This window comes from Micromonospora noduli (assembly GCF_003264475.1).
Classification (GTDB): Bacteria; Actinomycetota; Actinomycetes; order Mycobacteriales; family Micromonosporaceae; genus Micromonospora; species Micromonospora noduli.
Genome location: NZ_PYAC01000012.1, coordinates 250,883 through 263,442, shown reverse-complemented (window position 1 = coordinate 263,442; position 12,560 = coordinate 250,883). Strand labels below are relative to the sequence as shown.

Below are 12,560 nucleotides of genomic sequence, written 5' to 3'. Positions count from 1 at the left end.
CGCCGATGTGGCGGCACTGACAAGACTAACGCCTGCCGCAACCGGTTTCATCCCGAGCCCCGGGCCGGCACGCCGACCCGGACAAACAGGATGAACTAGTCGTCCATTCCCTTGCCGCGCCGACCGGACACCCGGGCGATCTCCCGGTCCGCGTCCCGCTTGGCGAGGTCCTGACGCTTGTCGTACGACTTCTTGCCCTTGGCCAGGGCGATCTCGACCTTGGCCCAGCCGTCCGAGAAGTAGACCTGCAACGGGACGATGGTGTAACCGCCCTCGCGGGTCTTGCCGAGGAGCTTGTCGATCTCGGCCCGGTTGAGCAGCAGCTTGCGGGTACGCCGGGGCTCATGGTTGGTCCAGGTGCCCTGGGTGTACTCCGGGATGTGCATCGAGTGCAGATAGAGCTCGCCGTCGCGTTCCTGCGCGAACGCGTCGACAAGCGACGCTCGCCCGGCCCGCAGCGACTTCACCTCGGTGCCGGTCAACGCCATGCCCGCCTCGTACGTGTCGAGGACGGCATAGTCGTGGCGCGCCTTCTTGTTGGAGGCGACCACCTTGCGCCCCTTTTCCCGTGGCATCGGTGCCACCCCCTCTCCTGGCGTCCGCGGCCGGGCTCACCCCGGCCGGACAACCGATCATGCTACCCGAATCACAAGGACCCTCCCGCGCCGTTTATTTCCGGCTGCGGGAGGGTCCTCGGGAGACGACGGGACGACCCGTACGGTGCCTAGACCCGCAGGTAGAAGCGCAGGGTGATCCAGGCGGTGCCCGCGCTGACCAGACCACCGACGCCGGCCATCAGCGGGAAGATGAACAGGATGTCGCCCCAGGTGATCGGCGAGAGCAGACCCTGCAACGCGCTCAACGACCCGTCGAAGAGCAGATACTTCGCCGCTACCAGGGCCACCAGACCGAGCAGTGAACCGATCAGGCCGGCCACCACGGCCTCCAGCACGAACGGCGCCTGGATGAACCAGTTGGACGCGCCGACCAGCTTCATGACCGCAACCTCACGCCGCTTGCTGTACGCGGCCACCTGAATGGTGTTCGCGACCAGCAGCAGGGCGGCGACCGCCATCACGATGGCGGCGGCCAGAGCGATGTTCTGGATCGCGGTGAGGATGTTGAAGATCTTGTCGAGCAGTCGACTCTGGTCGACGATCTCCTCGACACCCTCAGTGTCCTTGTACTGGTCGTAGACGTTCTTGTACTGCTCCGGGTTGTTCAGTGTGAGCCGGAACGACTCGGGCAGCTGGTCCGGCTTGACCGCGTTCACCAGGTCCGGCGCGTCCTGGTACATCGACTTGAAGCGCTCGTACGCCTGGGCCTTGTCGACGTAGATGACCTCCTTGACCAGGGGGTCGCCGTCGAGCTTGGTCTGCAGGTCGGTGCGCTGCTGCTCGCTAACCTCCTGCTCCATGAAGATCGAGACCTGGATGTTCTTGTAGTAGAGGTCCTTCATGTCGTCGACCTGGCGGTACATGAGACCGCTGGCGCCGAGCATGGTCAGCGAGACCGCCATCGTGATGATCATCGCGATGGACATGGTCACGTTGCGCCACAGTCCGACCAGTACCTCGGACAGGACGTATTTCACGCGCATCGGGATTTCCTCCGGGTCTCCGGCATGAGGTGTTCGTCGTCAGGCTGCGCAGGGGTGGAGCGCCGGCTCACCCGTAGACGCCGCGGGCCTGGTCACGCACGATGCGACCGCTCTCAATCTCAACGACGCGGCGGCGCATCTGGTTCACGATGTTGGAGTCGTGGGTGACCATCACGACGGTCGTGCCGGTGCGATTGATCCGGTCCAGCAGGCGCATGATCTCAATCGAGGTGTCCGGGTCCAGGTTTCCGGTGGGCTCGTCCGCCAGCAGGATCAGCGGACGGTTCACGAACGCCCGGGCGACGGCGACCCGCTGCTGCTCACCACCGGAGAGCTCGTGCGGGTAGCGGTGCTCCTTGCCACCGAGCCCGACCAGCTCCAGCACCTCCGGCACGACCCGGCGGGCAACCGCCTTCGTCTTGCCGATCACCTCGAGGGCGAACGCCACGTTCTCGTAGGCGGTGCGGTTGGGCAGCAGCCGGAAGTCCTGGAAGACGCAGCCGATCGAGCGCCGGAAGTGGGGTCGCTTCCAGGAACGCATCGACGTGACGTCCTTGCCGTTGACGACGACGCGCCCCTTGTTGGGGGCCACCTCGTGCAGCAGCATTTTGATGATCGTGGACTTGCCGGAGCCGGATGGACCGATGAAGAAGACGAACTCGCCCTTCTCGATCGAGACGGACACGTTGTCGAGCGAAGGCCGGGACGCCTTCGGGTACGTCTTCGTCACTTGCTCAAGCTGAATCACGGGTGGTGAGTCTACGCGGTGTAACAACTGAGCCAAGCCCCACGCCCCGCCGATCCGGCACGAGTCGTCGAATCAGGCTTCTACCTGGAGATCGATGACGCGCTCCGCCCGCGCGCCGTCACGCACCGTCGCCAGCGAGCTGACGCTGCTTGCGCCAACGGATGCCGGCCTCGATGAAATCGTCGAGGTCGCCGTCGAAGACCCCGCTCGGATTGCCGGTCTCCTGCTCGGTTCGGAGATCCTTCACCATCTGATACGGGTGCAGGACGTAGGAGCGCATCTGGTCGCCCCACGAGCTCGTGCCGCCGCTCTTGAGGCCGGCCATCTTCTCTTCCTCCTCCTGGCGCTTGCGCTCCAGGAGCCGGGCCTGGAGCACCCGCAGCGCGGAGGCCTTGTTCTGCAACTGGGACTTCTCGTTCTGGCAGGTCACCACGATGCCGGTCGGGATGTGCGTCAGGCGCACCGCCGAGTCTGTGGTGTTGACGCTCTGCCCACCCGGCCCCGAGGAGCGGTAGACGTCGACCCGAACCTCGTTCTCCGGGATGTCGATGTGGTCGGTCTGCTCGGTGACCGGCAGAACCTCCACACCCGCGAAGCTGGTCTGCCGACGACCCTGGTTGTCGAACGGGCTGATCCGGACCAACCGGTGCGTGCCCGACTCGACGCTGAGCGTGCCGTACGCGTACGGCACCTTGACCGCGAAGGTGGCCGACTTCAGGCCCGCCTCCTCGGCGTACGAGGTCTCGTAGACCTCGGTCGGGTAGCCGTGCCGCTCCGCCCAGCGCAGGTACATCCGCAGCAGCATCTCGGCGAAGTCCGCGGCGTCCACGCCACCCGCGCCGGCCCGGATGGCGACCAGCGCCTCCCGGGAGTCGTACTCGCCGGAGAGCAGGGTGCGGACCTCCATCTCCTGGATGGCCTTGGTCAGCCCGGTGATCTCCGACTCGACCTCGGTCAGCACACCCGGGTCGGCCTCGGCCTCGGCCAGCTCCAGCAGCACCTGGGCGTCGTCGAGCCCGGAACGCAGGCTGCCCAGCTTGCTGATCTCGCCGTTGACGTACGACAGCTGCGAGGTCACCTGCTGGGCCTTGGCCTGGTCGTCCCACAGGTCGGGGGCGGAGGCCTCCTGCTCCAGGCGGGCCTTGTCCTCGTGGAGCCGGTCGAGGTTGAGGACGGCCTCGATGTTTCGCAGGGTCGCGTCGAGTTCCTTGAGCTGTTCGGCGTAATCGGCAGCGGTCACGACAGACAAGCGTACTGTGCCGGGAGCGGAGCAGCTCGTTCCCTATGCGCGAACCCGCTGACCGTCACCCGACGGGGGCGGACTTCAACCACGACAGGGCCGCCCGGTGGTAGGCGACGGCGAACTCCAGCGCGCTGGCGTCGTACGTCTCGCCGTCCCGTTTGGCGTTCTTCACCTGCTCCCGGACCTGGGCGAGGGCCTCGGTGTGGTATTCGTTGGCCGAGGCGTACAGGCCCTTCAGCTGGCTGGCGGAGTGCAGGTTGCCGAAAGCCATCCGGAGAGCTATCGGGTTGCGGATGGTGTCCCGCCCCGGGTTCTCCGCGAGCCAGCGGGAAAACGTCCGTTTTCCGCTGGCGGTGAGTGCGTAGGGCTGGCTCATCCGCGGGCCCGGCTTGCCGAGCCGCACGAAACCCCGCTCAGCCAGCACCGGCAACTCGCGGTACACCTGACTGCGGGTCATCGACCAGTACGGCGCCAGACGGCGCTCAGCGGCGGCCATCAACTGACCGCCTGTCATCGGGCCCTCGTGGAGGAGGCCGAGCAGGGCCGCCGCCGTAGGGTTGACTCCGGAATCCGCCATGCCCACTACGCTGCCACTTTGCGCACCCGGCGTCCAGGATTTGCCGGTTTGCCACCCAACAGGACTTCCTAAGTGCACTGTCGGCGGCAGACTGTCCGTTGAGGACTATCGATGGATTGCCACATTCCGGGCGTCCGCCGGCGGCGTCGCGCGCGCGCCGCCGGCGGGTCGTCGCCGGTCAGCCCATGTGGGGGTACGTGTGGTCGGTCGGCGGCACGAAGGTCTCCTTGATCGTCCGCGGGGAGATCCAACGGACCAGGTTCAGCCAGGAGCCGGCCTTGTCGTTGGTGCCGCTGGCGCGGGCGCCACCGAAGGGCTGCTGCCCGACCACCGCGCCGGTCGGCTTGTCGTTGATGTAGAAGTTGCCGGCCGCGTACCGCATGCGCTCGCCGACGGAGTCGACGACCCGACGGTCGGTGGCGAACACCGAGCCGGTCAGCGCGTACGGGGCGATCGACTCCGCCTGCGCGACCACCTCGTCGAACCGGGCGTCGTCGAACACGTGCACGCCCAGGATCGGCCCGAAGTACTCGGTGGTGAAGGTCTCGTGAGCGGCGTCGCCGCACTCGAAGAGCGTCGGTCGCACGAAGTAGCCGACCGAGTCATCGGCGGTGCCACCGGCCAGCACCCGGCAGCTGTCGTCACCGGCGATCAGCTCCAGGGCAGCGGTGTGCCGGGAGAACGCCTTGTCGTCGATCACCGCACCGCCGAAGTTGCCGAAGTCGGCCACGTCACCGTAGGTCAGCGAGTCGGTGGTGGCGGCCAGCCGGTCCCGCAGCCCACCCTCCCAGATCGAGCGCGGCACGTACGCCCGCGAGGCCGCCGAGCACTTCTGGCCCTGGTACTCGTACGCGCCACGGATCAACGCGGTGTGCAGCGCGTCCACGTCGGCGCTGGTGTGCGCGACGACGAAGTCCTTGCCGCCGGTCTCGCCGACCAGGCGCGGGTAGCCCCGGTAACGGGAGATGTTGTCGCCCACGGTCCGCCACAACTGCTGGAAGACCTTCGTCGAACCGGTGAAGTGGATGCCGGCCAGATCCGGGTCGGCGAGCACGACGTCGGAGACCTCCTCGCCCCGGCCGGTGACCATGTTGATCACGCCGGGCGGCAGGCCGGCGGCCTCGAACAGCCGCATGGTGAAGTGCGCGGCGAACTGCTGGGTCGGGCCCGGCTTCCAGACCACCGTGTTGCCCAGCAGGGCCGGCGCCGACGGCAGGTTGCCGGCGATGGCGGTGAAGTTGAACGGGGTGACCGCGTAGACGAAGCCCTCCAGCGGGCGGTGGTCGAAGCGGTTCCAGACGCCGGGCGAGGACGCCGGCTGCTCCTCGAGCAGGCGACGCGCGAAGTGCACGTTGAACCGCAGGAAGTCGATGAACTCGCACGCCGCGTCGATCTCCGCCTGGATCGCGGTCTTCGACTGACCGAGCATGGTGGCGGCGTTGAGCGTGTCCCGCCAGGGACCGGCGAGCAGTTCGGCGGCGCGCAGGAAGATCGCGGCGCGCTCCTCGAAGGGCAGCGCCCGCCACATCGGCGCGGCGTCCTTGGCCGCCTTGGTCGCGGCGCGCGCGTCGTCGTGGGTGGCGTGCGCGGTCACCCCCAGCACGTGGGCGTGCTTGTGCGGCTGCACCACGTTGATCGGGTCACCGCCGGCCATCCGCTGCTCACCGCCGATGGTCATCGGCAGGTCGATGCGCTCGGCGGCGAGCTCGGTCAGCCGCCGCTGGAGCCGGTCCCGGTCGGGGCTGCCCGGCTCGTAGTTGCGAACCGGCTCGTTGCGCGGCTCGGGAACGGAGAACACGGCATCCATCAAGGCTCCTGGCGATCTCGACAGCAGTGGCGAAACCGGACCCGCAGGCACCGACCGGATGGCCGGACACCGGACGCCGCACGGGAGGCCGGGCAGCGGCGGGACCTCCCCTGATTCTCCCACGACGGGCCCCGCGACCCACCTCCGCCACCGCCCCGCGCCAAGGACCGGCCTACCCTTCCTCCCCTTACCGACCGGTCTCGATCCGTCCCGCTGTCCCGGGGCGACAGGCAGCCCAGCGGGCCCGCGTACCCTGAATGGTCGGTGACCTGCCGCCTCGAAGGGGAGACGATGACCAAGCAGCCCGGCCGCGTCCCGGCCGCTGAGTCGGACGAGCCGGCGGTCGACGCGGCCAGCGCCGGCAGTCGTCCGCTGCCCGCGCCCGGCGCCGCAGTGCTCGCGCTACTGGCGCTCGGTTGGCTGGCCGCCATGCTCTGGTCCACCCGGGAGGCCATCACCTCGGCCGCGGCCGGGGTCACCGCGATCAGCCTCTCCGCGTTCGCCCTGCCCGGCGTGATCTCGGCCGCGCTGGTGGCCGGGGCGGCCGTCGCGCTGGCCGGTGGCAACCTGCTGGCCCGCCGGTACGGCGACTGGGCCACCCTGCGCTTCGCCGGGGCGATCGGCGGCGGAATGCTGGTCGGGCTCGCTGCCGCCGTGGCCATCAACCTCACCTACTTCGACACGTCCACCACCAACGTGATCGCCGGCACCACGGCGGCCGCGGCGATCATCGGGGGCGCGCTGGCCGGCGCGCGGACCGCCCCTGCGGTCGGTGCCGTGGTCACCGCCGCGCTGGGCACGCTGATCTTCGTTGTTGCATTCAGCCGCGCCCGGGACCCGCTGTTCGACCTCTTCGGCTCCGGCGACAGCCAGGAATCGTTGATCAACGCAGCCAAGTGGGTGTCCCGTACCGAATCGCTCGTCGCCGGGCTGCTCGCCGGGCTTCTGGCCTTCGGCTACCTGACCTGGGCACGGCGTCGAGCCGTCCGCCGCGATCCTGAGGCCCCGGCGCTGCGCTGGCCGGCGTACCTGCTCGCCGGCGCCGGGCCGGGGCTCCTCCTGCTGCTCGCCGAGGTGATCATCAGGGTTGGCGGCCGGTCGCTGCTCGACCTTGCCAGCGCGCTCAGTGAGGCGGACGCGGTGGCGCAGACCTCGCTGGGCACCTCCCGGGTGGACAACGGCATCTGGGTGCTCTTCGTGGGGGCGCTGACCGCGCTCATCGCGTTCGGCCGCACGCTCAGCCCGGCCCCCAGCGACGACGACGAACCGGCCCACGGCCCGAACCCCGTCGCGGACCAGGTCGACCCGGCGGACGACAAGCCGGGCTACGCCAAGGCGTTCGACGCGGACCCGGCCGAGACGTTCGACGCAGCTGAGACGTCCGAAACGGACCCGGCGAAGGCGGACCCCGCTCGCTGACGCCTCACCGGGGCCGGCGTTCGGCGCAGGTGGCCGGCGCAGGCGGGCGTGCCCGGTGCGGCGGCCGGGGCCGCGTTCGGCGCAGGCGGGCGAACCCGGTGTCCGGCTGGTGTCGGGGCGCTGCCCGGCTCAGTCGGTCGCGCTCAGCAGCTGGTCCATCTCCGTCACGTCGTACCACTCCAGCTCGTGATCCTCGGCGCCGTCGACGGTGAACTGGGCGTCCGGGTCACCAGCCGCCGCCTCTGCCACCACGTCGGCCGCCGCGCCGACCTCCTCGGCCGCGTCCGTCCCGTCCACGTGGATGGCTGCGACGGCTCCCACCGGCACGGCGTCGGTCAACGTCACAGTGCTGGAGCCCAGCTCACCGTCGCCACGCCCGATCACTGCCGACGGCAGGTCGACCGAGATGACGACGCGACGGCGGGGAGCGGTCGGATCGGCCCGGAGCAGGTGCAGGGCGTCCTGGGCAGCCCGGGTGAAGGCGACGTACTCCAACTCCTCCTCGTCACCCTCGGCGTACCACTCGCGCAGCGCCGGAGTGACGGCGTGCGCCTGGTCGACGTCCAGCCCCTCCGCACGCAGCCGGGCCAGCATCGGTACGGTCGCCGGCACGTACACCCGGACAAGCTCGTCGGTCACCGGTCGTCTCCCCGCGTCGTCCTCCACCGGCGGCCGCCGGCACGGGCGCAGATCATGCCGCACGCCGTGACCGTCATACACCCCGCCTCCGGCCGGAGGAAGTTCCCAGCCGGTGTGTCCCGCGTGGTTGGTTCGCCACCGACCTGGTCCGGTGCTGGGCGGCGGGGGCTGTCGGTGGCAAACTGAGCCAAACGACATCAACCCCGGGAGTTTCTGTGGAGCCGAGGTTCCTGCTGCTCTCCGACGTGGCCGCCGAGCTCAACGTGTCGGACTCGCAGGTCTACCACATGGTGCGCAGCGGCGAACTGCCGGCGATCAAGATCGGCGGACGCGGCCAGTGGCGCGTCGAGCGCGCTCGACTGGAGGAGTACATAGCGCGCAAATACGACGAGACGGCAGACTGGGTGCAGAGCAACCCGCTGATCGACCGCGACCCCGAGTAGTAGAAGCCCGACCCGTTCTCCAGCCTGACCCGCCTGCGCCGCTCAGCCTGCGCCGCTCAGCCTGCGCCGCTCAGCCTGCGCCGCTCAGCCTGCGCCGCTCAGTCCGGCCCACCTGCCCGGCCCGTCCGCCCGCCTGCCCGGCCCGTCCGGCCCGTCCGCCGTCCGCCCGCCCGCCCGTCCGCCCGTCCGCCCGTCCGCCCGTCCGCCCGTCCGCCCGTCCGCCCGTCCGCCCGTCCGCCCGTCCGCCCCGGGCATGATCCACTCGCTTTTACGGAAGTCGGGGTGTCTGGGCCGCTGGGACCACGCGATTTCAAGGAACCCGAGTGGATCATGGGCGTTGTCGGGCGGAGCCGCCACGAAGCCATTGACCGAGGCGATTTTGTCGCTCAGAATCGACCTGTCGGAGGCAAACGAAGGCAAACGCAAGATCCAGGGGGTAATGATGAGCGGAGCGCGACCCGGTCCTTCCCGACCGCCCGTGCGACTGCGCCCCGTCCCGCCCTTCGACCCGCCGTACGTTGACGAGGCCGACGGGTCGTGCTGGCCGCCGATGACCGACGGTCAACTAGCCCTCGACCTGTTCGCCTCCACCCGGCCCAGCCCGGTCCGGCCGGCGGAGCGGCGAGCAGCAGTGCGCCCGGTGCCCAGCAGGTCCACCACCACCCACCCGGTCGCGTCGTTGCCGACGTCGACCGCACCGGAAACCACCCGAGCCGCGCACCGCTTCGTCGGCACCTGCCTGGAGGTGGTCAACGGCTACCGTTCGCCGGCCCAGGTACGAGCGCTGCTCGACCCGGCCCGAGCGGGCGACCTGCTGACCGAACTCGCCCGCGCATCCGGCCGGGCCGGGGCATCCCGCCGCCGTAGCGGCCGACCACTGGTTCGGCTGCTACGCCTGCGAGTCTGCGAGCCCCGGGAGGCCGCTGTGGAGGCGGCAGCCGTCCTCACCGGCGCGGGCGGCCGAAGTTGGGCGATGGCGCTGCGCCTCGAACATCGCCGGGGCCGCTGGCTCTGCGTTGCCCTCCACGTGCTCTGACCGCACCGGCCCCGTCGTCGGCGAGGCTCAAAGACACCGACGGGCCCCGGCCTGGTCGGCCGGGACCCGTCGGTCAGACGCTGTCAGTGCAGCTGCTGTTGGTCAGTTGCCGCCGTTGGGGGCGCCGTGGCAGCGCTTGTACTTGCGGCCCGAGCCACACGGGCACGGCGCGTTGCGGGACGGGCCGTTGCTCGCCTCCGCCTGGTTCGGTGCCGGCCGACGGGCGGCAGCCGACGGAACTGCCGGGCCACGCAGCCCGGATGCCGGCCGCTGCGGCGCGGACGGCGCGCTCTGCCCCGGTGCCGCCGGAGCACCCGGAGCCGGTCGGCCCACACCGAGCGCCGGAGCCTGCTGCTGGGCCTGCTCCACGGCGACCGCGCCCGGGCTGGCCTCACCGTCGATGGTGGGGGCGGAATATTGCAGGCCCTGCCGCCGCGGCGCCTGGTTGAGGCCCTTGGCCCGGATCTCCACCGGCTTGTCGAGCAGGGTGACCTCGTCGGCCCCCTCCTCCGGCTCCGGTTCGGTCACCTGGACGTCGACGTTGTAGAGGAAACCGACGGTCTCCTCCTTGATGCCGTCCATCATGGTGGCGAACATGTCGAAGCCCTCGCGCTGGTATTCCACCACCGGGTCGCGCTGGGCGTACGCCCGGAGGTTGATGCCCTCCTGGAGGTAGTCCATCTCGTAGAGGTGCTCGCGCCACTTGCGGTCGATGACCTGGAGCAGCACCATCCGCTCGAGCTGGCGCACCCCCTCGGTGCCGAGCTGCTCCTCACGCCGGTCGTACGCGGCGTTGGCGTCCTCCTTGAGGCGGGCGACCAGGAAGTCGGCGTCCATGCCGGCCCGGGAACCGCCGGCCTCCTCTTCCAACTCCTCGATCGTCACGCCGACCGGGTAGAGCTGCTTGAGGCTGGACCAGAGCTGCTCAAGGTCCCAGTCTTCGCCGTAGCCGTCGGAGGTGGCGCCCCGCACGTACGCCTCGACGGTGTCGTCGATCATGTTGCGGACCTGGTCGGAGAGGTCTTCACCGTTGAGCACCCGGAGCCGCTCGGCGTAGACGACCTGGCGCTGCTTGTTGAGCACCTCGTCGTACTTGAGCACGTTCTTGCGGATCTCGGCGTTCTGGCCCTCGATCTGGGCCTGGGCGCTCTTGATCTGCCGGGTGACCATCTTCGACTCGATGGGCACGTCCTCCGGGATGTTGAAGCGCTCCATCACCGCCTCGACCGCTCCGGCCCGGAAGCGCCGCATCAGCTCGTCCTGAAGGGACAGGTAGAAACGGGACTCGCCCGGGTCGCCCTGCCGGCCGGCGCGACCGCGCAGCTGGTTGTCGATCCGCCGGGACTCGTGCCGCTCGGTGCCCAGCACGTAGAGGCCGCCAGCGGCCGAGACCTCTTCCGCCTCGGCGTCGCAGGCCTGCTTCCAGGTGGGAAGGACCTCCTCCATCGCCTTGGCGTACTCTTCCTCGTTCTCCAGCGGGTCGAGGCCGCGCTGGCGCAGCTCGTTCGCGGCGAGGAACTCCGGGTTGCCCCCGAGCAGGATGTCGGTGCCGCGGCCGGCCATGTTGGTGGCCACGGTGACCGCGCCCTTACGCCCGGCCTGGGCGACGATCTCGGCCTCCCGGGCGTGGAACTTGGCGTTCAGCACGTTGTGCGGGATGCCACGGCGGCGCAGCAGCTGGGAGAGGATCTCGGAGTTTTCCACCGAGACGGTGCCCACCAGCACCGGCTGACCCATCTGGTGCCGCTCGGCGATGTCCTCGATGACGGCGTTGAACTTGGCCTTTTCCGTCTTGTAGATGACGTCCGGCCGGTCCTCGCGAACCATCGGGCGGTGGGTCGGGATGGTCACGACGCCGACCTTGTAGACCTTGTTGAACTCGCTCGCCTCGGTCTGCGCCGTACCGGTCATCCCGGACAGCTTCTCGTAGAGGCGGAAGTAGTTCTGGAGGGTGATGGTGGCCAGGGTCTGGTTCTCCTGCTTGATCTCCACCCCCTCCTTGGCCTCGATCGCCTGGTGCATGCCCTCGTTGTAGCGACGGCCGTGCAGGATGCGACCGGTGAACTCGTCGACGATCAGGACCTCACCGTCGCTGACGATGTAGTCCTTGTCGCGCTTGTAGAGCTCCTTGGCCTTGATTGCGTTGTTGAGGTAACCGACCAGCGGGGTGTTCACCGACTCGTACAGGTTGTCGATGCCGAGCCGGTCCTCGACCTTGGCAACGCCCCGCTCGGTCACCGCGATGGTGCGCTTGGAGTGGTCGACCTCGTAGTCGCCCTCGCCGTCGGTGCCGGGCTGGAGCCGGGCCACCACGCCGGCGAACTCGCCGTACCAGCGGGCGGAGTGCTCGGCGGGGCCGGAGATGATCAGCGGGGTGCGGGCCTCGTCGATCAGGATGGAGTCGACCTCGTCGACCACCGCGAAGTTGTGCCCGCGCTGCACCAGCTCGTCCTTCGACCAGGCCATGTTGTCGCGCAGGTAGTCGAAGCCGAACTCGTTGTTGGTGCCGTAGGTGATGTCGCACTCGTAGGCGGCCTTGTGCTCACTGGCCGGCCGGTTGGGCAGCACCACGCCGACGGTCAGCCCGAGGAACTCGTGCACCCGACCCATCCACGCCGCGTCACGCTGGGCGAGGTAGTCGTTGACCGTGATCACGTGGACGCCCTTGCCGGAGAGCGCGTTGAGGTAGACGGCCATGACCGAGGTCAGCGTCTTGCCCTCACCGGTCTTCATCTCGGCGATGTTGCCGAAGTGCAGTGCCGCGCCGCCCATCACCTGGACGTCGTACGGGCGCTGGCCGAGCACCCTGGCGGCCGCCTCGCGGGCCACCGCGAACGCCTCCGGCAGCAGGTCGTCGAGGGTCTCCCCCTCGTCGAGCCGCTCCCGGAACTGTTCGGTCATGCCGGCCAGTTCCTCGTCGGTGAGGTTGACGTAGTCGTCCTCGATCGAGGTGACGGCGGCGGCGATGGCCTTGAGCCGGCGCACCATGCGGCCCTCGCCCGCGTTAAGGACCTTTTCCAGAATCGACACGGATCAACGCTCCCCTAG

General features: G+C 69.4%; 11 protein-coding genes. 3 read left to right on the top strand and 8 right to left on the bottom strand.

All coding sequences use genetic code 11. From position 1 onward, the window contains the following. Window positions 1–95: 95 nt before the first annotated feature. From smpB to pruA, 6 genes are all read right to left on the bottom strand, one after another. Entirely contained in the window at window positions 96–575 is a 480-nt protein-coding gene (smpB, locus tag MED15_RS15910; protein ID WP_112582503.1) for an SsrA-binding protein SmpB, read from the bottom strand. Between the two features lie 149 nt (window positions 576–724). Beyond that, complete coding sequence (gene ftsX, locus MED15_RS15905) at window positions 725–1,600, bottom strand: permease-like cell division protein FtsX (protein ID WP_112582377.1); 876 nt, start codon at window positions 1,598–1,600, stop codon at window positions 725–727. A 67-nt stretch (window positions 1,601–1,667) separates the two neighbouring features. Continuing rightward, the gene (ftsE, locus tag MED15_RS15900; protein WP_030331491.1) at window positions 1,668–2,348 is read right to left on the bottom strand and encodes a cell division ATP-binding protein FtsE; all 681 of its coding nucleotides are present in this window, start codon (window positions 2,346–2,348) and stop codon (window positions 1,668–1,670) included. Window positions 2,349–2,466: 118 nt separating this feature from the next. Continuing rightward, complete coding sequence (gene prfB / locus MED15_RS15895) at window positions 2,467–3,588, bottom strand: peptide chain release factor 2 (protein WP_091393964.1); 1,122 nt, start codon at window positions 3,586–3,588, stop codon at window positions 2,467–2,469. 64 nt (window positions 3,589–3,652) lie between these two features. Then, window positions 3,653–4,168 (bottom strand): PadR family transcriptional regulator, encoded by a 516-nt coding sequence (locus tag MED15_RS15890; RefSeq protein ID WP_091393967.1) that lies wholly within the window; start codon window positions 4,166–4,168, stop codon window positions 3,653–3,655. A gap of 178 nt (window positions 4,169–4,346) precedes the next feature. Next, window positions 4,347–5,975, bottom strand: coding sequence for an L-glutamate gamma-semialdehyde dehydrogenase (gene pruA, locus MED15_RS15885; RefSeq protein ID WP_112582378.1), 1,629 nt, complete (start codon window positions 5,973–5,975; stop codon window positions 4,347–4,349). A gap of 291 nt (window positions 5,976–6,266) precedes the next feature. Between pruA and MED15_RS15880 the strand changes: the two genes are divergently transcribed. Beyond that, entirely contained in the window at window positions 6,267–7,394 is a 1,128-nt protein-coding gene (locus MED15_RS15880; RefSeq protein WP_244220470.1) for a hypothetical protein, read from the top strand. 129 nt (window positions 7,395–7,523) lie between these two features. On the opposite strand, the gene MED15_RS15875 is transcribed toward MED15_RS15880, so the two are convergent. Beyond that, entirely contained in the window at window positions 7,524–8,033 is a 510-nt protein-coding gene (locus MED15_RS15875; protein ID WP_112736020.1) for a DUF6912 family protein, read from the bottom strand. Between the two features lie 215 nt (window positions 8,034–8,248). On the opposite strand from MED15_RS15875, the gene MED15_RS15870 reads away from it, so the two are divergent. Next, entirely contained in the window at window positions 8,249–8,476 is a 228-nt protein-coding gene (locus MED15_RS15870; RefSeq protein ID WP_112582381.1) for a helix-turn-helix domain-containing protein, read from the top strand. A gap of 439 nt (window positions 8,477–8,915) precedes the next feature. Then, window positions 8,916–9,512, top strand: a complete 597-nt coding sequence (locus MED15_RS15860; protein ID WP_112582383.1) for an Rv3235 family protein — start codon at window positions 8,916–8,918, stop codon at window positions 9,510–9,512. 102 nt (window positions 9,513–9,614) lie between these two features. Here the strand turns inward: MED15_RS15860 and secA are convergent, their stop codons facing one another. Then, window positions 9,615–12,542, bottom strand: a complete 2,928-nt coding sequence (gene secA, locus MED15_RS15855) for a preprotein translocase subunit SecA (RefSeq protein ID WP_112582384.1) — start codon at window positions 12,540–12,542, stop codon at window positions 9,615–9,617. Window positions 12,543–12,560: the final 18 nt, after the last annotated feature.

What these genes read in the sequence shown, in the direction of transcription:
- smpB (WP_112582503.1), bottom strand. Translation starts at nt 575, where the DNA reads ATGCCACGGGAAAAGGGGCGCAAGGTGGTCGCCTCCAACAAGAAGGCG.
- ftsX (WP_112582377.1), bottom strand. Translation starts at nt 1,600, where the DNA reads ATGCGCGTGAAATACGTCCTGTCCGAGGTACTGGTCGGACTGTGGCGC.
- MED15_RS15890 (WP_091393967.1), bottom strand. Translation starts at nt 4,168, where the DNA reads ATGGCGGATTCCGGAGTCAACCCTACGGCGGCGGCCCTGCTCGGCCTC.
- pruA (WP_112582378.1), bottom strand. Translation starts at nt 5,975, where the DNA reads ATGGATGCCGTGTTCTCCGTTCCCGAGCCGCGCAACGAGCCGGTTCGC.
- MED15_RS15880 (WP_244220470.1), top strand. Translation starts at nt 6,267, where the DNA reads ATGACCAAGCAGCCCGGCCGCGTCCCGGCCGCTGAGTCGGACGAGCCG.
- MED15_RS15860 (WP_112582383.1), top strand. Translation starts at nt 8,916, where the DNA reads ATGATGAGCGGAGCGCGACCCGGTCCTTCCCGACCGCCCGTGCGACTG.